Source organism: Pseudarthrobacter sp. S6 (genome assembly GCF_050156575.1).
Taxonomy (GTDB): domain Bacteria; phylum Actinomycetota; class Actinomycetes; order Actinomycetales; family Micrococcaceae; genus Arthrobacter.
Genome location: NZ_CP189581.1, coordinates 1,710,589 through 1,732,790 on the forward strand (window position 1 = coordinate 1,710,589; position 22,202 = coordinate 1,732,790).

At 65.5% G+C, this 22,202-nt stretch carries 23 protein-coding genes; 18 read left to right on the top strand and 5 right to left on the bottom strand.

The annotated features are described in order from the left end of the window. Position 1: 1 nt before the first annotated feature. On the bottom strand, positions 2-1,168 hold the full coding sequence (locus tag ACQCS0_RS08320) for a pyridoxal phosphate-dependent aminotransferase (RefSeq protein ID WP_354156072.1): 1,167 nt from the start codon (positions 1,166-1,168) through the stop codon (positions 2-4). A gap of 90 nt (positions 1,169-1,258) precedes the next feature. Between ACQCS0_RS08320 and truB the strand changes: the two genes are divergently transcribed. The 10 genes from truB (at position 1,259) to ACQCS0_RS08370 (ending at position 11,321) form a co-directional block, all read left to right on the top strand. Next, positions 1,259-2,197 carry a tRNA pseudouridine(55) synthase TruB gene (gene truB / locus ACQCS0_RS08325; protein ID WP_354156073.1) on the top strand — a complete coding sequence of 313 codons (939 nt, stop codon included), beginning with the start codon at positions 1,259-1,261 and terminating at the stop codon, positions 2,195-2,197. Positions 2,198-2,199: 2 nt separating this feature from the next. Then, complete coding sequence (locus tag ACQCS0_RS08330; protein ID WP_185263109.1) at positions 2,200-2,553, top strand: hypothetical protein; 354 nt, start codon at positions 2,200-2,202, stop codon at positions 2,551-2,553. 1 nt (position 2,554) lies between these two features. Continuing rightward, positions 2,555-3,025 carry a hypothetical protein gene (locus tag ACQCS0_RS08335; protein WP_354156074.1) on the top strand — a complete coding sequence of 157 codons (471 nt, stop codon included), beginning with the start codon at positions 2,555-2,557 and terminating at the stop codon, positions 3,023-3,025. 187 nt (positions 3,026-3,212) lie between these two features. Further along, complete coding sequence (locus tag ACQCS0_RS08340) at positions 3,213-4,196, top strand: bifunctional riboflavin kinase/FAD synthetase (protein WP_354156075.1); 984 nt, start codon at positions 3,213-3,215, stop codon at positions 4,194-4,196. A gap of 40 nt (positions 4,197-4,236) precedes the next feature. After that, complete coding sequence (kynA, locus tag ACQCS0_RS08345; protein ID WP_354156076.1) at positions 4,237-5,091, top strand: tryptophan 2,3-dioxygenase; 855 nt, start codon at positions 4,237-4,239, stop codon at positions 5,089-5,091. A gap of 8 nt (positions 5,092-5,099) precedes the next feature. After that, complete coding sequence (gene kynU / locus ACQCS0_RS08350; protein WP_426939542.1) at positions 5,100-6,347, top strand: kynureninase; 1,248 nt, start codon at positions 5,100-5,102, stop codon at positions 6,345-6,347. Between the two features lie 242 nt (positions 6,348-6,589). Further along, positions 6,590-6,859 (top strand): 30S ribosomal protein S15, encoded by a 270-nt coding sequence (rpsO, locus tag ACQCS0_RS08355; protein WP_104063120.1) that lies wholly within the window; start codon positions 6,590-6,592, stop codon positions 6,857-6,859. Positions 6,860-7,107: 248 nt separating this feature from the next. Further along, positions 7,108-9,360: a polyribonucleotide nucleotidyltransferase gene (locus tag ACQCS0_RS08360; protein WP_354156097.1), complete on the top strand. Its 2,253-nt coding sequence runs from the start codon at positions 7,108-7,110 to the stop codon at positions 9,358-9,360. A gap of 124 nt (positions 9,361-9,484) precedes the next feature. Then, complete coding sequence (locus ACQCS0_RS08365; protein ID WP_354156078.1) at positions 9,485-10,828, top strand: pitrilysin family protein; 1,344 nt, start codon at positions 9,485-9,487, stop codon at positions 10,826-10,828. Positions 10,829-10,859: 31 nt separating this feature from the next. Beyond that, positions 10,860-11,321, top strand: coding sequence for a DUF1579 family protein (locus tag ACQCS0_RS08370; RefSeq protein WP_354156079.1), 462 nt, complete (start codon positions 10,860-10,862; stop codon positions 11,319-11,321). A 70-nt stretch (positions 11,322-11,391) separates the two neighbouring features. Here ACQCS0_RS08370 and ACQCS0_RS08375 read toward each other — a convergent pair whose 3' ends face one another. After that, positions 11,392-11,673 (bottom strand): hypothetical protein, encoded by a 282-nt coding sequence (locus ACQCS0_RS08375; protein ID WP_354156080.1) that lies wholly within the window; start codon positions 11,671-11,673, stop codon positions 11,392-11,394. Between the two features lie 207 nt (positions 11,674-11,880). Here ACQCS0_RS08375 and ACQCS0_RS08380 point away from each other — a divergent pair, with 207 nt between their 5' ends. Then, entirely contained in the window at positions 11,881-13,020 is a 1,140-nt protein-coding gene (locus ACQCS0_RS08380) for a helix-turn-helix transcriptional regulator (RefSeq protein WP_354156081.1), read from the top strand. A gap of 13 nt (positions 13,021-13,033) precedes the next feature. On the opposite strand, the gene ACQCS0_RS08385 is transcribed toward ACQCS0_RS08380, so the two are convergent. The 3 genes from ACQCS0_RS08385 to moaA form a co-directional block, all read right to left on the bottom strand. Further along, positions 13,034-14,626, bottom strand: coding sequence for a DUF222 domain-containing protein (locus ACQCS0_RS08385; RefSeq protein WP_354156082.1), 1,593 nt, complete (start codon positions 14,624-14,626; stop codon positions 13,034-13,036). 216 nt (positions 14,627-14,842) lie between these two features. Continuing rightward, positions 14,843-15,109 (bottom strand): MoaD/ThiS family protein, encoded by a 267-nt coding sequence (locus tag ACQCS0_RS08390; RefSeq protein WP_160669617.1) that lies wholly within the window; start codon positions 15,107-15,109, stop codon positions 14,843-14,845. A 4-nt stretch (positions 15,110-15,113) separates the two neighbouring features. Next, complete coding sequence (gene moaA / locus ACQCS0_RS08395) at positions 15,114-16,295, bottom strand: GTP 3',8-cyclase MoaA (protein WP_354156083.1); 1,182 nt, start codon at positions 16,293-16,295, stop codon at positions 15,114-15,116. Between the two features lie 132 nt (positions 16,296-16,427). On the opposite strand from moaA, the gene ACQCS0_RS08400 reads away from it, so the two are divergent. The 7 genes from ACQCS0_RS08400 to ACQCS0_RS08430 all read left to right on the top strand — a co-directional run bounded on the left by ACQCS0_RS08400 (position 16,428) and on the right by ACQCS0_RS08430 (position 22,201). Next, positions 16,428-18,086, top strand: coding sequence for a molybdopterin-dependent oxidoreductase (locus tag ACQCS0_RS08400; protein WP_354156084.1), 1,659 nt, complete (start codon positions 16,428-16,430; stop codon positions 18,084-18,086). A gap of 23 nt (positions 18,087-18,109) precedes the next feature. After that, entirely contained in the window at positions 18,110-19,354 is a 1,245-nt protein-coding gene (locus ACQCS0_RS08405; protein WP_354156085.1) for a molybdenum cofactor synthesis domain-containing protein, read from the top strand. Next, complete coding sequence (moaC, locus tag ACQCS0_RS08410; protein WP_354156086.1) at positions 19,342-19,836, top strand: cyclic pyranopterin monophosphate synthase MoaC; 495 nt, start codon at positions 19,342-19,344, stop codon at positions 19,834-19,836. Before ACQCS0_RS08405 ends, moaC begins: the two co-directional genes overlap by 13 nt. Then, the gene (locus ACQCS0_RS08415) at positions 19,833-20,402 is read left to right on the top strand and encodes a MogA/MoaB family molybdenum cofactor biosynthesis protein (RefSeq protein WP_354156087.1); all 570 of its coding nucleotides are present in this window, start codon (positions 19,833-19,835) and stop codon (positions 20,400-20,402) included. Before moaC ends, ACQCS0_RS08415 begins: the two co-directional genes overlap by 4 nt. Continuing rightward, complete coding sequence (locus ACQCS0_RS08420) at positions 20,392-20,853, top strand: molybdenum cofactor biosynthesis protein MoaE (RefSeq protein WP_354156088.1); 462 nt, start codon at positions 20,392-20,394, stop codon at positions 20,851-20,853. The genes ACQCS0_RS08415 and ACQCS0_RS08420 overlap by 11 nt, the downstream gene beginning before the upstream one ends. Positions 20,854-20,947: 94 nt before the next feature. After that, positions 20,948-21,718, top strand: a complete 771-nt coding sequence (gene dapB / locus ACQCS0_RS08425; RefSeq protein ID WP_354156089.1) for a 4-hydroxy-tetrahydrodipicolinate reductase — start codon at positions 20,948-20,950, stop codon at positions 21,716-21,718. 3 nt (positions 21,719-21,721) lie between these two features. Continuing rightward, positions 21,722-22,201 carry a hypothetical protein gene (locus tag ACQCS0_RS08430; RefSeq protein WP_354156090.1) on the top strand — a complete coding sequence of 160 codons (480 nt, stop codon included), beginning with the start codon at positions 21,722-21,724 and terminating at the stop codon, positions 22,199-22,201. Position 22,202 lies beyond the last annotated feature (1 nt).

A 22,202-nucleotide genomic window follows, 5' to 3' on the forward strand; every position in this document is an offset into this window, starting at 1 on the left:
GTCAGGAGTCCTGGCGATCCGGCAGCCTGCCGACGCCATTGACCAGATCCTCGCGGGCACCACACAGCGCGATCCGTACCCAGCCTTCGCCAATCGAGCCAAACGCGGTTCCTGGCGCGAACGCGACGCCGGAATCGGAGAGGAACCGTCGGGTCCAGCTCCGGACATCCCCGTCGCTGACATGGGAGACGTCGGCCCAAAGATAGAAGGCTCCCTGGGCGCTTAGGTACGGGATTCTTTTGGCGTCCAGCACGGCTGAGGCAGCGTCCCGGTTGGCCCGGTAGTGGTCATGGGCGTGACGGACGTAATCCTGCGGACCTGTCAGCGCCGCCAGCGCCGCATACTGCGACGGGGAGGCAACGCAGGAGACAATCGCCTCCATCACGTTGTTCATCTTCTGTTCCAGCCCCGGCGGACAGACCAGGGCACCGATCCTCAGCCCGGTCAGGCCGTACGTCTTGGAGAGAGTCAGTGACGTGAATACCCGCGCTTCGCCGGGGACGTCGCTGTCGAAGCAGGCCGGGCTGACGTGGGGGACGTCGTAGGTGAAGGCCTCGTAGCATTCGTCGGAAATGATCCAAAGATCATACTTGCGGGCAAGGTCCACCAGCTGGCGGGTCAGGTCCCCGCCGAGGACGGCGCCCAGCGGGTTGGACGGGGAGTTCAGGATGAGCACCCGGGTCCGGTCCGTGATGAGCGACTCAATGTCATGGATCCGCGGCTGGAAGTCATGCTCGGGATACAGCGGGTAACCCACGGGTACGGCATTCAGGAGCCGGCTGGTCATGGCGAATGTAGGGTAGCCGGGGTTGGGGATCAGGATCTCGTCGCCGGGGGAGAGCAGGAGGCTCATGGCGAAGTGCAGGCCCTGCTGCGCGCCGTCCACCACGTAGACACGCTCCGCTCCGAGGCTGATATCGAGTCCGGCTCGTTCGCGGAACCTGGCGGCGAATGCTTCACGGAGGGCCGGGATGCCGGCGTTGGGCGTGTAGTTGGTCTCGTCCCGGTCGAGGCACGCCATGCCGGATTCCAGGATGTGGCGGGGGAGCGCGAAGGCCGGTTCGCCGATGCTCAAGACGATGGCCCCGGGGGTATGCCAGGCAGCCTCGGTGATTTCCCGGATCTGGTTGACGGGGACGTCGCGCGCGTGCGCCGCAATCTCAGGCATGGATGCCATCCTAGCCGCCGGAGTTGGGGGCTGGGTTGGGTGCAGGGCTTGTGGGCAGGGGTGGTGGTCAGCGCCGATATACTAGGAAGCGTGCTTTCTGGACTGGTGATAGTGGACAAACCGCAGGGATGGACCAGCCATGATGTGGTTGGTCGGATGCGGCGTCTCGCCGGAACCCGGAAAGTGGGGCATGCCGGCACCCTCGATCCCATGGCTACCGGCGTCCTGGTGGTCGGCATCAACAAGGCCACCCGGCTCCTGACCTATATCGTGGGCACGTCCAAGACGTACACGGCAACCATCAGGCTGGGCCAGTCCACCATCACGGACGACGCCGAAGGTGACGTGATTGCCGCCGCCAGTGCAGCCGCCGTCGCCGACGAAGCAATCCACGACGGCGTCGCCGCCCTCACGGGTCAAATCCAGCAGGTGCCCAGCAGCGTCAGCGCTATCAAGGTCAACGGTGAACGTGCCTACGCCCGGGTCCGCTCGGGTGAAGAGGTAAAGCTCGCGGCGCGCCCGGTCACTATCCACCGCTTCGAAGTTCACGGCATCAACCGGGAATCCGGCGGCGACGTTGTGGACATTGATGTCACTGTGGAATGCTCTTCCGGCACTTACATCCGGGCCCTCGCCCGCGACCTTGGCGACGGGCTGGGAGTGGGCGGCCACTTGACCGCCCTCCGCCGGACCAACGTTGGCCCGTACTCTCTGGGCCAGGCCCGGACGCTGGAACAGCTGGCCGAGGAGCTTAATGTCCTGGAAATGTCCCAGGCTGCCCGGGCGCTGATGCCCAACCGTGAACTCACGGCAGAGGAGACCACCGAAATTTCCTTCGGACGCCGGATCGCAGCCGGGGCAGAAGCGGGCGATCCCGCGGCCGCCACCACTGAGCACCCAGCGGCGGCGTTCGCGCCCGACGGCACCCTCGTAGCGCTGCTGGCGGACTCCGGAAACTTTGCCAAACCGGTCCTGGTGTTCGCGCCGGGCAATGGTGCGCCCGGAAAAGCAGCGGGCGGGGATGCCTAGGCATGGACGCCTACTTCTACATCATCTTGGTGGTCGGCCTGCTCTCCAGCGGGATCTGCCTCGGTGCCGGCATCCTCAAAAAGGCCCCCAACGATTTCACCATCCTCTCTGTTGCTGCCGTCGAGCTGGCACTGCTGGTTTACCTGGTGGGCTCGATTGTGAGGGTTATCGCGGGCGAACCGATTGCCGGCGAAGCCTGGGAATTCTGGGGATACCTGGCCACTGCGATGCTCCTGCCGCCGGCGGCCGTATACTGGTCCATCCTGGAACGGACCCGCTGGAGCAACTTCGTCCTCGCCGCCGTCGGTGTCACGGCCTTGGTGATGGCCGCCCGCATGAACCAGATCTGGTACTGAAATGGAAGAAGCACGCAACGTGAAAGCACCTCGTTCGGAAGCATCCCGTGCCAAGGCAGATGCCAAGGCCGGCGGCAAGGACACCCGGAACACCGGCCCCGGGCGTCTGCTTATCGCCGTCTATGCAGTGTTTGCCATTTCGGCTACCGCACGCGCCGGCTACCAGATCCTGACGAAGTTCTCCGAGGCTCCGTTTGCATACCTGCTGTCCGCCTTCGCGGCGCTGGTCTACGTGGTGGCAACCGTGTCCCTGGCCAAGCCCGGCCGCACTTGGTTCAGGATCTCCCTGGCCGCCGTCCTGGTGGAACTTGTCGGTGTGCTGGTGGTGGGGGCGTTGAGTGTCGTCGATTCGGTGGCGTTCCCGCATGAGACCGTCTGGTCCCTTTTTGGCCGGGGGTACGCGTTCATTCCGCTGCTGCTGCCGATCCTTGGACTGGTGTGGCTTTACCGGCGCCGGCCGCGCCGGCAGTAATCCCGCACCAGCGCTGCACCGCACCAGCGATCGGCGGCTACCGGTAAGCCTTCGGGTAAGTCCGCGAGTGCCGGCCCGTTGGCCTGGCGGCGTGCGGAAGCCATCTTGAATGCGGGTAATCTTAGAGAGTTCCGGCGCCGGTGCGTTCGGAGAGATGTCAGTTTTTAGGCAGTAAAAGGCGAGGGTGATGGTCTACATCTGGAACGATCCGGCCGAGGTCCCGGCGGACTTTGGTCCCTCCGTTGTCACTTTTGGCAACTTCGACGGCGTGCATCGCGGGCATCAGCAGGTGCTCTCGGAGCTTATCCGCTCGGCGCGGCTCAACAAGACCAAAGCCGTCGCTGTCACCTTTGACCCGCACCCGGCCCTGATCCACCGCCCGGAGTCCGCGCCCGAAATGATCATGGGCCTGCAGGACAAACTCGTGGCATTGGGGGAGCTGGGCCTGGATGCCATTTTGGTGATGAAGTACTCGCTGAACCTGGCCAGCCTTACCCCTGAGGAATTTGTCAGCCAGGTCCTGGTGGACAGCCTGCACGCCAGCCATGTGGTGATCGGTCACGATTCCCGGTTCGGCCGCGGCAACTCCGGTGACCTGGACACCATGAAGCAGTTGGGCGAAAAGTTCGACTTCGACGTCCAGGTCATCAGTGAGTTCGGTTCGGAAGGTTACCCGCTGCATAACGACGGCGGCACGGACCGCCGTTGTTCCTCCACCTGGGTGCGCGAAGCATTGGCGGAGGGTGACGTCGCCACCGCAGCCGCGGTGCTGGGACGACCACACCGGATGCGCGGCGAGGTCGTCCACGGTGCCGCTCGCGGCCGTGTGCTCGGGTTCCCCACTGCCAACCTTGCCCACCAGGCCAGCGGGTTCATCCCAGCCGACGGAATCTACGCCGGCTGGCTGGTGGACCAGGCCGGCACGCGCTGGCCGGCGGCCATCTCGGTGGGGTCCAATCCCACGTTCGACGGCGTCAGCCGCCAGGTCGAAGCCCATGTGATCGACCGTCCGCACGAGGCCGTGGAGGACTTCGATCTGTACGGCCAGACAGTAGTGGTCGAATTTGTGGCGCGGCTCCGCGGCATGGTGGCATACCGTGGGCCGGAGGCGCTTGTTGACCAGATGCGTCTGGATGTTATTCAGGCCCACGATCTCCTGGTGCGGCGCTGACCGGGTCCCACCCGCAACGAACAGCCAGAGAGGCAGCACCGTGGCCGTCGAGAAGAACACCCGCAAACTGGACAAAGGCATTGTCCGCGATTTCAGTTCCCGGATGAGCTACGCGTCCTATCTTCAGCTGCCTACCCTGCTCAGTGCACAGCAGCCGGTCAGCACACCCGAGCACCACGACGAGCTGCTGTTCATCATCCAGCACCAGACCACCGAGCTGTGGCTGAAGCTGGTCCTGCATGAGCTCCGCAGCGCTGCGGCCTGGCTGCGAGCAGATAATCTCGGCTCCGCGCTTAAGGGCATCGCCCGGGTCAAGCACATTCAGAAAACCCTGACGGAGCAGTGGTCCGTGCTGGCCACGCTGACGCCCACGGAGTACTCCCAGTTCCGCGGTTTCCTGGGCAACTCCTCCGGCTTCCAGTCCAGCCAATACCGGGCCGTCGAGTTTGTCCTCGGCAACAAGAACCGCAAAATGCTGCCGGTGTTCGAATCGGACCCGGAAGCGCACGCCATGCTGGAGGAGCTGCTGAACGCGCCCAGCATCTACGACGAGTTCCTGGCCTACCTGGCCCGGCAGGGTTTCGACGTGCCGCAGTCCATCCTGGAGCGGGACGTCACCCGCGCCCACGAGTTCTGCCCCGACCTGTTACCGCTGTTCAAGCACATCTACGAAAACGCCGCCGCTAACTGGGGCGCCTACGAGGCCTGCGAGGAACTGGTGGACCTGGAAGATAATTTCCAGCTCTGGCGGTTCCGGCACCTCCGCACTGTCCAGCGGACCATCGGGATGAAAACAGGAACCGGGGGATCAAGCGGCGCTGCCTTCCTGCAGAAGGCCCTTGAGCTCACCTTCTTCCCTGAATTGTTTGCGGTACGGACGGAGATCGGCCAATGAGCAACCCGATGGACGCGAAGATGGAAAATCACGACGCCGCCACCCTCCTAGAGCAGGCAGTGCGACTGGACGCCGCTGACCCGTTGGCACGCTACCGCGGCCTCTTCATCGGGACGGACACGGACCTTTCCTACCTCGACGGCAATTCCCTGGGCCGGCCGCTGAAGAGGACCCCGCGGGACATCAGCACCTTTATCGAGGAAGGCTGGGGCGGCAGGCTCATTCGTGGGTGGGACGAGGAATGGCTGGACCTGCCAGAGGCCATCGGCGATCAACTGGGCCGCGCTGTCCTCGGCGCAGCCGAAGGCCAGACCGTCATCGCCGACTCCACCACGGTGGTGCTCTACAAACTGATCCGTGCTGCGCTGGCCATCGTTGTTGACGCGGCCCGCACCGAGATCGTCCTGGACACGGACAATTTTCCCACGGACCGCTACCTGGTCGAGGGCATCGCCCGCGAGGAAGGCCTGACCCTGCGCTGGATCGAAGCCGATCCAGCGTCCGGGGTCACCGTTGAACAGGTGCGGAACGCAACCGGCCCGGCCACCGCCGTCGTACTTTTAAGCCACGTGGCGTACCGCTCCGGCTTCCTGGCCGACCTTCCGGGTATTACGGAAGCTGCGCACAGCGCGGGGGCATTGGTGGTCTGGGATCTGTGCCATTCCGCCGGCTCGGTGGAGCTGGACCTGGACGGGGCGGATGTGGATTTTGCTGCGGGCTGCACCTACAAGTACCTCAACGGGGGACCGGGCTCGCCGGCGTTTGCCTACGTCAACCGCCGGCACCTGCCCGGACTCCAGCAGCCGATCTGGGGCTGGATGGGACGCAAGGACGCGTTCGAGATGGCAGCGGGCTACGAGGCGGCGCCCGGCATCCGCAGTTTCCTGAGCGGCACGCCGGCCATCTTCGGAATGCTGGCCATGCGCGGGACCCTTGACCTCATCGAAGAGGCCGGCATGGCTGCCATCCGGGAGAAGTCGCTGAAACTCACCGCCTACGCCGTGCAGCTGTATGAGGCCTGGCTGGCGCCGACGGGCGTGGAGCTGGCATCGCCGCGCGATCCGGAGCTTCGCGGGAGCCACATCACCTTGGACCATCCGGCGTTCCGGAACGTGACGGCTGCGCTGTGGGAACAGGACGTCATTCCGGACTTCCGCGCACCACACGGGATCCGCGTGGGGCTTTCGCCCCTGAGCACCAGCTTCGCTGAACTGTTCCGGGGGATGGCTGCCATTCGGGATCAGCTGCACCGCTGAGCTGCTGCCTGTGGCTGACGGTTTTTGGGGACGGCATTTGGTGACGGTGCTTGGCGACGGCGCGGGCTGTTTCGACAAGATTGCGGCGGGGCCGGTAAACTAAGGGTTGGTTCCGGCTGCAGTCCGTGGCGGCTGGTTCCTGTCATGTGTGGAAAGCCCCTGGTTTCCGGGGAATTTGCGCACGGGCAGACCCGGCAGTGAAGTACTGAATCGGGCCTCACGGCACATCTCTAGGAGTTATTGTGGCACTTGAAGCCGCTGTAAAGCAGTCCATCATCCAGGATTTCGCAACGTCCGAGGGCGACACCGGTTCACCGGAGGTCCAGGTTGCAGTCCTGACTCAGCGGATCAAGGATCTGACTGAGCACATGAAGGTGCACAAGCACGATTACCACACCCAGCGCGGTCTGCTGGCCATGGTTGGTCGTCGCAAGCGTATGCTCACCTACCTCAAGAACACTGACATCACCCGCTACCGTGCGCTCATCGAGCGTCTCGGCCTGCGCCGCTAGTCAGCTTTAAGGGGCGGCCCCTTCCGCGACGGAAAGGGCCGCCTTCTTCAGAACAAAATTAAACAGGAGGATCAACCGCATCACGCATTCGCGGTCCTCGGTAGTGATCCCCGGGAACGGCTTCGAAGAATGAAGCCCTCGGCCCGTGGGTCTCGATCGATGACCGGGTGCAGTGCAGGCCAGTAGACAGATGCTGGACTGGGTTGATGCGGCTGGACTCCGTGAAACAAGAAACGGAGGTGACTCTCTTGGAGGGTCCCGAAATCCAGTTCTCAGAAGCAGTCATTGACAATGGCCGCTTTGGCAAGCGTGTAATCCGCTTTGAAACCGGCCGTCTTGCCAAGCAGGCAGCCGGCGCAGCCATGGTGTACATCGACGAAGACACCGCACTGCTGTCCGCCACCACCGCGGGCAAGCACCCGCGTGAAGGCTTCGACTTCTTCCCGCTGACGGTTGACGTTGAAGAGCGTATGTACGCCGCCGGCCGTATCCCGGGTTCGTTCTTCCGCCGCGAAGGCCGCCCGTCCACCGAGGCCATCCTCGCCTGCCGCCTCATGGACCGCCCGCTGCGTCCGGCCTTCGTCAAGGGCCTGCGCAACGAGGTCCAGATCGTGGTGACCGTCCTGGCCATCAACCCTGACGAGCTCTACGACGTGGTGGCCATCAACGCCTCCTCCATGTCCACCCAGCTCTCCGGCCTGCCGTTCTCCGGCCCGATCGGCGGCGTCCGCGTTGCCCTTGTCGCTGACGAGCACGGTTCGCAGTGGGTTGCCTTCCCCAAGCACTCCCAGCTCGAGAACTCCGTGTTCAACATGGTTGTAGCCGGCCGTGTTGCCGGTGACGACGTCGCCATCATGATGGTCGAAGCCGAAGCTACCGACAACTCCTGGAACCTCATCAAGGAACAGGGCGCCACCGCTCCCACCGAAGAGGTTGTCTCCGAGGGTCTCGAGGCTGCCAAGCCGTTCATCAAGGCTCTCTGCGAGGCGCAGGCTGACCTGGCCGCACGCGCGGCCAAGCCCACTGTTGAGTTCCCGGTCTTCCTGGACTACCAGGATGACGTCTATGCCGCTGTTGAGTCCGCTGCCGCCGAGAAGCTGGCCGCTGTCTTCCAGATCGCTGACAAGCAGGAACGCGATACTGCAACGGATTCACTCAAGGACGAAGTCACGTCTTCCCTGGCCGGCCAGTTCGAAGGCCGCGACAAGGAGCTGTCGGCAGCATTCCGCTCGGTCACCAAGCACGTTGTGCGCCAGCGCATCCTCACGGACCAGATCCGCATTGACGGACGTGGCCTGACGGACATCCGCCAGCTCACCGCCGAGGTTGAAGTTCTGCCCCGCGTGCACGGCTCGGCAATCTTCGAGCGCGGCGAAACCCAGATCATGGGTGTCACCACGCTGAACATGCTCAAGATGGAACAGCAGATTGATTCGCTGTCGCCCGTCACGCGCAAGCGCTATATGCACAACTACAACTTCCCGCCGTACTCCACCGGTGAGACCGGCCGCGTGGGCTCACCCAAGCGCCGCGAAATCGGCCACGGCGCCCTCGCAGAGCGCGCCATCATGCCGGTGCTTCCGTCCCGCGAGGAATTCCCCTACGCGATCCGTCAGGTGTCTGAGGCTCTCAGCTCCAACGGTTCGACGTCGATGGGTTCCGTCTGCGCCTCGACGCTGTCCCTGCTCAACGCAGGTGTGCCGCTGAAGGCAGCCGTTGCTGGTATCGCCATGGGCCTGGTCTCCGACCAGGTTGACGGCCAGACCCGCTACGCAGCCCTGACCGATATCCTCGGCGCCGAAGATGCTTTCGGCGACATGGACTTCAAGGTTGCCGGTACCGCCGAATTCGTGACGGCCATCCAGCTGGACACGAAGCTCGACGGCATCCCCGCTTCCGTGCTGGCAGCAGCACTGAAGCAGGCCCGCGAAGCCCGTCTTCACATCCTGGACGTCCTGAACTCCGCGATCGACACTCCGGATGAACTCTCCGAGTTCGCGCCGCGCGTCATCGCGGTCAAGATCCCGGTTGACAAGATCGGCGAGGTCATTGGGCCCAAGGGCAAGATGATCAACCAGATCCAGGAAGACACCGGCGCGGACATCTCCATCGAAGACGACGGCACGGTCTACATTGGCGCCACGAACGGTCCGTCTGCTGACGCAGCACGATCCGCGATCAACGCCATTGCCAACCCGCAGATCCCCGAAATAGGCGAGCGCTACCTGGGTACGGTCGTTAAGACCACCACCTTCGGTGCCTTCATTTCGCTGACCCCGGGCAAGGACGGCCTGCTGCACATCTCCGAGCTGCGCAAGCTGGCCAACGGCAAGCGCGTGGACAACGTTGATGATGTGGTTTCCGTCGGCCAGAAGATCCAGGTGGAAATCACCAAGATCGATGACCGTGGCAAGCTGTCGCTGTCCCCCGTAGTGGCTGAAGAAGAAGGCGTCGAGCTCGTTGACGCTTCCGCCGCAGAGGGCGCTGCCGAAGCGGAGTAGTCCACTGACGCGGAGTAACATCCTCCGTCACTCAGCATGAATCGGCGGGGCCGGTGGATGATCCACCGGCCCCGCCGCTGTTACGATGGCAGCCAGATCCGGTTGCCTCTCCTGAAAGGCTTCAATGACTGTTGTACCCCTGCCGCTTGAGCAGAACCAGCCCGGCGACACCCTGGTCCACGGCTCCGACGGCGGCTCCGTTGTCCGGCGTTCGGTGCTGCCGGGCGGCGTGCGGGTACTCACCGAAGCGATGCCGGGCCAGCGTTCGGCGACCATCGGTTTCTGGGTGGGCGTCGGGTCACGCGATGAAGCCCCGGGCCAGCACGGCTCCACACACTTCCTGGAGCACCTCCTGTTCAAGGGGACCAAACGCCGCACTGCCCTGGAGATCGCCTCGGCCTTTGACGAGGTGGGCGGGGAGTCCAACGCAGCCACGGCCAAGGAGAGCACGTGCTATTTCGCGCGGGTGCTGGACACGGACCTGCCCATGGCCATCGACGTCATTGCCGACATGATCACCGGCGCCGTCCTGGATCCGGCCGAGATGGAGCAGGAGCGCGACGTCATCCTGGAGGAAATCGCCATGGACAGCGATGACCCCACGGACGTGGCGCATGAAAACTTTGTGGCTGCCGTCCTGGGCACCCACCCACTCGGCCGCCCCATCGGCGGCACGCCCGCCGCGATCCGCGCCGTCGCCCGTGACTCCGTCTGGGAGCACTACCGCCGTTACTACCGCCCGGATGAGCTGGTCATCACCGCCGCCGGGGGCCTGGAGCACGACGTCGTCTGCAGCCTTGTGGTGGACGCCCTCCACACTGCCGGGTGGTCACTTCAGCCGGACGCCGCCCCGGTGGATCGCCGCTCCACCGCGCGTGCGGACATCACCGGCACCGCCGGGCTGCATGTGGTCAAGCGTGCGGTAGAGCAGGCTAACATCATCATGGGCTGCCCCACGATTGTGGCCACCGATGAACGCCGTTACGTCATGAGCGTCCTCAACGCCGTCCTGGGCGGCGGGATGTCCTCGCGGCTGTTCCAGGAGATCCGCGAAAAGCGTGGCCTGGTGTACTCCACGTACTCCTTTGCCTCCTCCTACGCGGATGCCGGCTACTTCGGGATGTACGCAGGGTGCACTCCGTCCAAGGTCCGCCAGGTGCTGGACCTGCTGGGGCTGGAGCTGGACAAGCTTGCAGAAGGCGGGATCTCCGACGATGAACTGCGCAAGGCCGAGGGCCAGCTGTGCGGCGGAATTGTCCTGGCACTGGAGGATACTGGTTCCCGTATGTCCCGCCTGGGCCGCGCTGAACTGGTGTCCGGTGAATACCAGGACATCGACGAGACCCTGCGGCAGATCAAAGCTGTCACCGCGCAGGAGGTCCAGGACCTGGCCAGGGAACTCGCAGATGCGCCGCGGACTGTCACCGTGGTGGGCCCGTTCGAGGAAACCGAAACCTTCGGTCTCTGACCGGCAGGCGTACGCCAGCCATAATGAACCTATGAACCTTTCGCAGCCGGGCACGGTGCACGCCGTGCTGGAGAACTTTCTGGGCCATTGGCGCGGCACCACCCGGCTGGACGCGTCGGCCTGGGGGCCCAAGCGCACGGGCTCGGCGGAAATCAGTTACACCAGGGCAGCAGGGGGCTACGCCGTCGTGCAAAGTTACAGACACACCGAAGCTGATGGCACGCACTTTGAAGGCCACGGCGTTTTTACTGTCGACCGCGACCACAATGACATCCTCTGGTACCACGTGGACAGCATGGGCCAGCCGCCAGGAGTCCCGGCCCGCTGCACGTGGGTGGAGGGTGTGCTGCGAGTCGAGCGCCACAGTGACAGGGGGACTGCCCGCCATACTTTCCGCGTGGACAACGACGTGCTGATCCACACCGCCGAGTTGCGCCTCGGCGACGGCCAGGACTTTGTCCCGTTCATGACCTCCGAGTGCCGCCGCGTCTGACCCCTTCCCGCTGTGCGTTCCACCTGCCCCCGCGCGAACGGACGTTTGCGGCCCTGCAGAATTCCGACAGTCAGCCGGCTGATTCCAGAATCCTTGTCCGCGGAGCGCCGTTCAACGCTGGCGCTGCGGACGACGAATTCCACACCTTACTTTTCAGGTTCGCCAGCAATTGCTCAGCCTGGCCGCGTTCGTTGAAATCGAGTTCCACCACCACGTAGTGGGAATCATCCACAGGCTGGGAAATCCGGTGGCCGACAACTCCGGAGGCCGCGCGGTCCACCGGATCCCGGTCGAAGGCCGCTTTCCACATGCCAAAGTCCTTGATGCCATGTTCTATTTGCAGTGTGTACATTGCTGCTTCTCCTTAGTTGATCGCGTTAGTTGGCGGCACTTGTTGACTCCGTGCTCCCACCCTTAGCTCCGCCGCCAGGAGAGCCTCACGGTTCCGCCGCGATACCTACCGTCACGGTAACTGTTGGCCGCTGCCGCCGGTATCCCAGAAATCTGGGCCCCCTGGGACGGAAGCGCCGGCGCCGGCCGCAGAGCGCATACTGGGGGAATGACCACTGGCAGGCCCTGGAACCGGAGCCTTGAACGGATCCGGCTGATCGGCGATTCCGCCCCGGATCACCACTCATTGCGCACCGCTGTGATTGCTGAGCTGGGCCGCGTGCTTCCGTTCAGTGCCTTCGTCTGGCCGATTTCAGATCCGCTGACCGCGACGGGCATCTCGCCCATTGCCCGGATTCCGTGCCCGGACGATCTGCCGTTGCTGATTCGGCTCAAGTACCTGACGCTGGCAGGTCGGTGGACGCGGTTGGCGATCAATCCGTCGCCGGCGACGACGCTGCTGCTAGAAACGGCCGGCAATCCATCACGGAGCCTGGTGTGGGAGGGACTGATGAAGCGCTACGGAGTGACCGATGTCCTGTTCGCAGTGCTGGCGGACAAACACGGCTGCTGGGGTTGGCTTGACCTCTGGCGAACGGCGCAGGACGGTCCCTTTACTGCCGAGGAAGTGGGATACATCGCCGCCATGACACGTGAGGTGATGCCCGCCCTGCGCCGTTCAATAGCCCGGCAGTTTCTGATGGAGGCACCCGGCGGGCGCGACCCCGCAGGACAGGAGGTGGTCCGTGCGGGGGCGCCAGCCATCGACGGAGGTCCGAGGCCGGACTTGCCTCAGCAGGCTGTGCTGACTCTGGATGCGGAGATGGCCGTGGTGGGTAGAACGGCTTCGGTGGAGGAGTGGCTGGGGCTGCTTCAGCCTGGCCCACGTCCCTTTCAACGCGTACCGGCTGAGGTTCTCAACGTTGCTGCCCAGTTGCTGGCGCGTGAGGCCGGCGTGGATGGTCATCCTGCGTCCGCCCGTGTGCACATAGGGTGGGGCCAGTGGGCCCTGCTCCAGGCCAGCCGGATTGACTCCACCGACACAGCGGCCATTCCGCCATTGGCCGTGACCATCCAGGCATGCCCTCCGGAAGCGAGGCTTGATATGTTCGCCCGGAGCTTCGGGCTGACAACGCGGCAGCGGGAATTGTTTGATCTTGCAGCCAGCGGCGCCGACACCAACGCCATGGCGGCTGCCTTGGGGATTGGGGCCTACACCGTCCAGGATCAGTTCAAGCAGATTTTCGATACGTGCGGCGTCCATAGCCGCGCGACGTTGTTGGCCTTGGCGATGGGAACGGCCCAGTAAACTGGACGGGCCTTCAACTCTGTGGCGGTGGCATGCTTTTGTCCAGGTCGAGTTCCGGATGCACGTCCAAGACCGAACCGGGGCTGATGCCGGTGCCGGTGCCGGCCAAGGGGATGTTTGCTGGCCAGTGGGGTGGTTCCCAGTCGGGGTGGTCGCTGGCATAGTGTCGGCCGGACGGTGATATCCAGCCGGGTGGTTCGTTCTTGGTGGCCGTGGTGGGCGTCCAGGCTGTGGTGTGGCGGAGTCTGTGATGGCGGCGGCACGGCTGGCCGAGATTCGAGATCCCGGTGGTGCCTCCGTGGGCCCAAGCGAGGAGGTGGTCGGCTTCGTTGTCGAGGGAGTGGTTGCTGCAGCCGGGGAACGGGCATTTGCCGTCGCGGAGCCTGAGCCATTGGCGTTGGGCTTTGGTGAGCCGGTAGCTGCTCCGCCCGATCTCCAAGGGTGCACCGTCACGCGGGTCGATCAGGACGCGGTGGAAGGACTCCGCTCCGTCCGTGACGAGCCGGCGGGCCATCGACGGCGGAATCGGCCCGTATCCGTCGAGGATGGCCGGTTCATCCGTGAGGCCCAGCAGCGAGAACACCGGGACGGTAATGAGGACCTGTGCCCGCGGCGACGGAACACCGTCGACCGCTGCCATGCCACCGGTCTGTTCGCGGCTAGTGCCGCCGACACGGCCCGTTTCGGGCTTACCGCCGGACATTGCGGTCGCGCCATCGGTTCCGGCGCCGGCGATGTTGTTGGTCAGGAGCCAGGTCGCGACGGTGTCTGCGCGGAGCTGGCTGAGGGTCCGGCCCTCATGAGGTCCTTGGAGGGATCTCGCTGCGGTGGTGGTGCGGTCCCAGATTCCGGCCGCCTGATCGGCGGGGAGATAGGCGGAGAGCCAGGCCATCCCGTCCCGGTCCGGGGCGTACTCCACCCGCCGGTCCTGGACACCGCGTAGGTGGCGTTGTTCGATGCTGACCGGGTGGTGGCGTTGTTCGATGCTGACCGGGTGGTGGCGTTGTTCGATGCTGACCGGGTGGTGGCGTTCCCGCCACGTCCGGGCCTTGTGCCGGAACCTTCCGGGGATGAGCTCACCGGCGAAGCCACGTGCCGGATTCGCGACGTCCGGGTCCAGGAAATGCGCTTCGAGCGCTTGTGCACCGGCAGGGTCCAGGTTCACGGTTTCGTCGACCATGATCCGGGCGTGCTGCCAGGAGATCGTCCCGGCCTGCAATGCGGACAGGGTCAGCGGCAGGGCCGTTGTGAGTTGGTGCGCTTCGGCGAGCAGGGCACTGGCGGCGCGTTCGCTGACCGTCAGAGCACACGCGACCTCAGCGACCACGGCCATCTCCTGCTCGGTATGGTCCTGCGCCGACTCAGCAGGGCCCGCCAAAGCCTCGGCCGAGCCGGCATATACGGCGGCCGCATGGGCCTTCAAAGCAGCCAACTTCGCCTCCCCGCAGGCCACAGCAGCCAACGTCTGCAGGGCAGTCTCGGCGCGCCGACGGAGTGGATCATCACACAAACCCGAGGCTTCAGCAGCTTCACGGAGCACCACCGCCAGCTCAGCGAAAGACACCGAAAGGGCCTCCGCCGTCGCCACAGCTGCTCTGCTATCCATACTCAAATGATCCCCGGAGGGTATGACAATAACGCCGAGGCTGAAAAGCTATGTGCATAACTCCGCGGCCACGGTCTTGATGGCAGCTATCGCGACTACGAGCCCGGGCCTTTCGGCGCGACGGACACTTACTTCCCTCAGATCCTGTGGCTCAGCTGTCCGCCGGGTCTGCGATCCGGGGCTTCAACTGTCCGTTCGCGCTGTCTGAAGGGTGTCCTACCCGCCGGCGAAGGGCGGCAGTACGTCAACCACATCGCCCGGATTTAACACAGTCGTGCGGTCCCGCACAGCGACCTCGTTGAGCAGGAAGCTGCTCCGGGACAGGATTCGTTGCAGGGGAGGAGTGCCAGCAGGTGGCTCGGCGCGGTCCACAGCCAGGACTGCCTGCAGCAAGCCGGCCACCGTAGTCCCGGACGCGAGATCAAAGGACTCCTCGTCCACACCCGCGGCAGCGCGTGCGGCAGCGAAGTAACGTACGTTCAAGAATTCAGCCTCCGATGGCGCTCATGCTGCGGTCCGGCTGGACAAAGTCCGGCGCGCCAAGACCTGTGTGGTCCATGCCGTGGGCCTTTGGCTTAACCCACATGGCGTCCTGCCAGCGTTCGGCCAGGGCTTCGTCGCTGGCGCCCTCCCGCAGCAGACCCAAAAGATCAAACTCCTCACGGGAGAACAGGCAGCTCATGATCTTGCCCTCGGCGGTGATCCGCGTGCGACGGCAGTCGGCGCAGAACGGCTCCGTGACGGACGCGATGATCCCCACGGTGCCGAGCACCGCGCCTTCGGCTTCGGGCGCCGGCTCGACGGCCTCCAGCACCGCTCCCTCCGCCCCCCGCGCAGGACCAGCCGGCCCCGCAGACCCGGCCACCCGGCGTCGTACTTCAAAGCGTTCTGCGGGGGCTCCATCGCGGGCGCGGGGATCGGGACTCAACACGAAGTCGCGCGAGAGCAGGGAACGGATCTCGGCCGCCGTGATCATGTTCCGCCGGGTCCAGCCGTGGTCCGCATCAAGGGGCATCTGCTCGATGAAGCGTAGTTCGTAGCCGCGGTCCAGCGCCCACGCGAGCAGGGACGGCGACTCGGTGTCGTTGATGCCCCGCATCAGCACGGCGTTGAGTTTGACGGGGCCCAGCCCGGCCGCCCAGGCGGCATCGACGCCGGCCAGGACACGGTCCAGGAACGGGCGCCGGGTCAGCTTGGTGAAGGTCTCTTCGTGCAGCGAATCGAGCGAGACATTGATGCGGGTCAGGCCCGCGGCCTTCAGCGCGCCCGCCTTTTTATCCAGGCCCACGCCGTTGGTGGTCATGGAGATCGGCAGCTCCGGATGATTGCTGCGCAGTGCCGCAATGATGTCAATCAGGTCCGCCCTGACCAGAGGCTCCCCGCCCGTCAGGCGCAGTTCACGGACACCCAGCAGGTCCACGCCAATGCCGACAATCCGCACAATCTCCTCAGCCGACATCACAGCCTGTTTGGACAGCCACTCAAGCCCTTCGGCCGGCATGCAGTAAGTACAGCGCAGATTGCACTTGTCCGTTAGCGACAGCCTCATGTCCGTGGCCCGGCGGCCGTACTGGTCCAGCAGCCCGGGCGGCGTGCCGGCCGGCCGGGCAGGCGGCAGGCCCGGCCCGGCATCTTCTCGGGGTTGCGGCATGCCTAGCTGAACACTCATGAAATCAGGCTACGCCACGTTTGGCCGCGGCATGGCGCCGATGCTGCAGGATGATCTTACGGAAGTCGTACAGAACTCCCGAAGCAGGCCAAGTCCGGCGCTGCCGGGTTCCGGCGAACCTATGCTGGAGAGGTGAACAGCTCCCAGCCCCTGCAGGATTCGGCCGACGACGGCGCAACCTCTCCGGGGCGCTCGGGAACCGACGGTGCCGCTCACGGCAGCCGCCGCTGGGCCGCCGCGTCGGGAGCTGTGGCCGCCGGCGCCGCCGTCGTCATAGGGGAGCTGCTGGCAGGTCTGTTCAGTCCCTCCCTCTCGCCCCTGACGGCAGTCGGCGGTGCCATGATCGATGCCGTTCCGCCGGGTGTGAAGGACTGGGCCATCTCGCTGTTCGGCACCGCCGACAAAGCGGTGTTCGTGGGCGGGATGCTGCTGGTTATCGTAGCCGTCGGGTCGTTGGCCGGGATCCTGGAACAGCGCAGGCGGTTTGCCGGTGCAGCGGTGATTGCTGTTTTTGGGCTCGTCGGGCTTAGCACGGTCCTCACCCGCGCCCAGATGACCCCGGCCGCGGCCGTAGTGCCACTGGCCGCAGCCCTGGCCGGTGCGCTCCTGCTGGGATGGCTGATCCGACGCCTCCACGAAGGACCCCCGGCAGGCGCCGCGGGGACAGCAGCCGGGACAGGTGCCGCGAACGCGCAAGTTCCCGCGGAGACAGCAACAACCGCCGGGCGGCGCACGTTCCTGCAGGTCTTGGCTGCGAGCGCCGGGGCCACCGCCGTAGGCGGGGTTGTCGCCGCCGTGTGGCGAGGCGCAGCCTCAGGCATCAGTACTGCCCGCGAAATGCTGCTACTGCCTGCCGCAGTCTCTGGAGCGCCCGCCATCCCGGCCGGCGCCGAGGTAGGACTGGACGGGATGGAGCCGCTGGTCACCCCGAACCGGGAATTCTACCGGATCGACACCGCCCTGATTGTCCCTTCCCTTGACCCCGAATCCTGGGTACTCCGCGTCACGGGAATGGTGGAACAGGAGATTGAGCTGAACCTGGCTGATCTGCTGTCCAAGCCCCTGATCGAACGTCATGTGACCATCGCCTGTGTGTCCAACGAAGTGGGCGGGGACCTGATCGGCAATGCACGCTGGCTTGGCTGGCCGGTGCGGGAACTCCTGGCCCTTGCCCGGCCGCAATCCGGTGCCGATATGGTCCTGTCCCGAAGCTCCGACGGCTGGACTGCGGGCACCCCGCTGGAGGTCCTCACCGGCGATCGCGACGCCCTGCTCGCGGTGGGGATGAACGGCGAACCGTTGCCGTTGGAACACGGCTTTCCGGTCCGGATGATCGTGCCTGGCCTCTACGGCTACGTTTCCGCCACAAAATGGCTCACCGAACTCCGTGTCACCAGGTTCGCTGACGACGTCGGCTATTGGACGCCGCGCGGCTGGTCCGACCGTGGCCCCATCAAAACGTCCTCACGGATCGACGTGCCCCGCGCCGGCCGGCGGGTGGGTGCTGGAACGGTCATGTTTGGCGGCGTGGCCTGGGCCCAGCACACCGGGATCGGCAGAGTGGAACTCCGCGTCAACCGCGGTCCGTGGCAGGAGGCCCGCCTCGCACCCGGGATTTCGCTGGACACCTGGTACCAGTGGCAGGCTGGCATCGAGCTGACTCCGGGCCAGTACGAGGTCCAGGTCCGCGCAACGGACCTCAACGGCGAGCCGCAGGTCCAGGAACGCCGGCCGGTTGCTCCCGACGGGGCCACCGGCTTCCACACTATTAGAGTTGATGTGAATCCATGACCGCCCGGACCGAAGGCAGGACTATGCACAGCCCTCCGCACAAGCACGGCCACACGACCCACCAGGCGCGGTCCGTGGCCCTGCACCGTGCCGCCGTCACCGAACTGCTGACGCCCCTGCTCGCCCAGGGGCAGACGGAAACTCTGGCGCTTCGCGACGCGCTGGGCAAGGGCCTCGCCCAGGACGTTATGGCCCCCCTGAGCCTCCCGCCGTTCGCCAACTCCCAAATGGACGGCTTTGCCGTCAACTGCTTGGACGTGCCCGACGGCGGTGCGGAGCTGCCTGTGGTTGTCCCCGTTCCGGCGGGTGCCGTGCCGGCGGCCCTGGACCGCGGCACTGCCGCCCCCATCATGACGGGGGCCATGATTCCCGCCGGTGCTGACGCCGTCGTGCCCGTGGAACGTGCCGTTCCGGACCGGTTCCCCTCCCAGGGGGAAACAACCACTGTGTGGCTGCCGGCGACGGCGGCAGGCACCTTCGTGCGGTCGGCCGGCAGTGATATTGCGGCGGGGGAGCGGGCGCTGGCCGCGGGAACCTTCCTCGGCCCGGCTCAGCTGGGGCTGCTGGCGGCCCTGGGGATCGCCGAAGTTACCGTGCGCATGCCGGTGACCGTCCTGCTGGCAACCACGGGCGACGAAGTGGTGGAACCCGGCCGGCCCCTGCCAGCCGGCAAGATCTACGATTCCAACGGAACCCTCCTCGAGAGTGCCATGCGGCAGGCGGGCCTGGCCGTGGTGCGCACGGCCATCGCCTCTGACCATCCTGACGAATTCCGCACTCTGCTGCGCAGCCATGCTGGCGCTGTGGACCTGATCGTAACGACGGGCGGGGTCAGCAAGGGAGCTTACGAAGTTGTCCGCCAGGCCATGGACGGCCAGGCTACCGAGTTCCTGCATGTGGCCATGCAGCCCGGTGGCCCGCAGGGTATCGGGACGTTCGAGGGTGTGCCGTTCCTGGGATTCCCGGGAAATCCGGTCAGCTGCCTCGTTTCCTTCGAAATGTTCCTGCGGCCCGTGCTGGCTGAACTGTTTGGATCGCCTGCACCTCGGATCCCGGCCCGCGCACGGCTGGGCCACAGCCTTTCCTCACCTGAACACAAGCATCAGGTCCGGCGCGGTACTCTCCAGGGGGACGGAACCGTCCGCCTGGAAGGTGGCGAAAGCTCCCACCTCATGCATGCCCTCGCCGGCTCGAACGCGCTGGTGCACGTACCCGTGGGGGTCTCGGCGCTCGCCGAGGGCGACGAGGTGGAAGTATGGATGCTGTGAATCCAGAACATAACCCGTCCGCGCTGACCCACCTGCGCCAGGACGGCAGCGCACAGATGGTGGACGTGTCAGCCAAAGCCGAAACGACCCGGGAAGCCACCGCCACTGCCACGGTACGCACCAATGACGAAGTGCTGGGCCTGCTTGGATCCGGTGGCCTGCCCAAGGGTGATGCCCTGGCCGTGGCGCGGGTGGCCGGCATCATGGCCGCAAAAAAAACCCCCGACCTCATCCCACTGTGCCACCCCTTACCGCTCACGAAAGTCACCGTGGACTTCGAGCTCGGAACCGATTCCGTGGCGATCCTGGCCACGGTCAAGACACGCGGGGTCACCGGGGTGGAGATGGAAGCACTGACGGCGGCCTCTGTAGCCGCACTCAGCGTGTACGACATGATCAAGGCCGTCGACAAGCACGCAGTGCTAACTGACATCAAAGTGCTGGCGAAAAGCGGCGGCAAGAGCGGGGACTGGACACTATGAGCACCGAGAGCACTATCCTGCCCGAGCCAAACAGCGAGCTTCTTGCACCTCAACCACACCTGCCGGAGCCGCACACGCACGGCGAAGTGCAGGGGCGCAAGGCCGGGGTTGTTATTGCCTCCACCCGCGCCGCCGCAGGCATCTATGCGGATGAAACCGGGCCCGTCATCATCGACTGGCTCACAGAGCACGGCTTCGAGGCGTACCCCGCCATGGTGGTGCCGGACGGCGAGCCCGTCGGCGCGGCGATCCGGGCCCTCCTCACCCAGCATCCCGCCGTCGTGATCACCAGCGGCGGCACCGGGCTCAGCCCGGACGACCGCACACCGGACGTGACCCTGCCCCTTCTGGACCGGGAAATCCCGGGCATCATGGAGGCCATCCGGCGCGAAGGCGCAGCCAAAACTCCGCTGGCGGCGCTCAGCCGCGGGCACGCCGGAGCTGCGGGGCAGACGTTTATTGTCAACCTGCCCGGGTCGCCCAAGGGCGTCATGGACGGACTGGCGGTGCTCGATCCGCTAATCGGGCACCTGTGCGACCAGCTGGAGGGCGGCCATGGGCACTGAATCGGTTTTCGAAGTGGTCCACGCGGTGCTGAGTGCAGAACCGATCTCCGTGGACCAGGCCATCGCTGCCGTCGAGTCTGACACAGCAGGGGCGGTGGTCAGCTTCAGCGGCGTTGTGAGGAATCACGACGGCGGCAAGGCAGTGGAGCGGCTCAGTTACAGCGCGCACCCCACGGCTCACCAGGTGATGGCCGACGTCGTCGCCCGCCTGGCTGCCGAGCATGCCGGGGACGGATCCGCCCCGCAGCCCGTGCGGATCTGGGCTGCCCACCGCATCGGAATGCTCAACATCGGTGATCCGGCGCTGGTCTGCGCGGTCTCCGCTGCGCACCGCGGACAGGCCTTTGCCGTGTGTTCCGAACTGGTGGACCGCATCAAGGAGCAGGTGCCCATCTGGAAGGAACAGTTCTTCGCCGACGGAACGGTGGAGTGGGTCGGCGCAGGCAGCTAGGGCGCACCGGCTTCCCTACCCCTTCCGGAGGCCGCGAGGAAGCGCACAGCTTTCGGTTCAATCCCGCACCGGGCCCGACGGTAGGGTTAACGGCATGATCGAACAACTCTCCGCGCCCACCCGCGTGGCTGTCCTGGGCGCCAACGGGCGCATGGGCGCCGAAGCCGTTAAGGCCGTTGAAGCGGCTCCTGACCTGCTGCTCGTAGCCGCCCTGGGACGCGGCGACTCTCTGGACCAGCTGGCCACGTCGGGTGCCCACATAGTGGTGGACCTCACCGTCCCCGAAAGCACCGAAGCAAACGTGCGCTACGCCGTCGAGCATGGCATGCATGCCGTCGTGGGGACCACCGGTTGGGATGCCACCAGGCTAGCCGCCCTGGAGGCACAGCTGGCGCAGCACCCCGGAACCGGGGTGCTGATTGCCCCCAACTTTGCCCTTGGCTCCGTGCTGGCATCAGCCTTTGCCGCCAAGGCCTCCAAGTATTTCGCGTCCGTGGAAATCATCGAACTCCACCACCCGGAAAAGGTTGATGCCCCATCCGGGACGGCTGTCCGCACCGCCCAGCTCATTGCCGCCGAGCGCAAGGCTGCTGACGTTCCGCCTAGTCCTGACGCGACCACCAGCGAACTCGCCGGCGCGCGGGGTTGCGACGTTGAGGGGGTCCGTGTGCACAGCGTCCGGCTGCGAGGGCTGGTGGCCCACCAGGAGGTCTTGCTCGGGGGTCCGGGGGAGCAGTTGACCTTCCGGCACGATTCCTTTGACCGGGCCTCCTTTATGCCTGGAGTGCTGCTGGGCGTGCGCAATGTCGCCGCGCATCCGGGACTGACGGTGGGCCTGGACGGCTACCTGGACCTGGGGCTCTAGGCCGTGGGCGGGTTTTTTGCCGCGTTCCGGAAGAACCGCACGAAGATCTGGGTGGGTGCCGTAACCCTCCTGCTGGTCTTCTACCTGGTGGTGTCCTTCCAGCGCTCCATCCTCCTGTTGCTGGACAGTAACCCCGCCGCCAAGGCCATCGGAGCTGCCTACCTGGTCCTCCCGGCTATCGGCGCCTGGGCCATGATCCGTGAACTGCTGTTCGGCGCCCGCACGGAACAGATGGCCAAGGTCCTGGAAGCCGAAGGCGGGCTCCCGGTGGACGAACTGCCGCGCACACCCGCCGGCCGGATCGTCCGCTCAGCGGCGGATCTGGAATTCGAAAGGTACAAGGCCGAGGCGGAAGCGGCGCCCGGTGACTGGCGTTCGTGGTTCCGGCTCAGCTGCGCCTATGACGCCGCCGGGGACCGCAAGCGCGCCCGCGCGTCCATGCGCGACGCCGTGAAGCTGTTCCGCGGCAAGGTTCCGGCGTAGC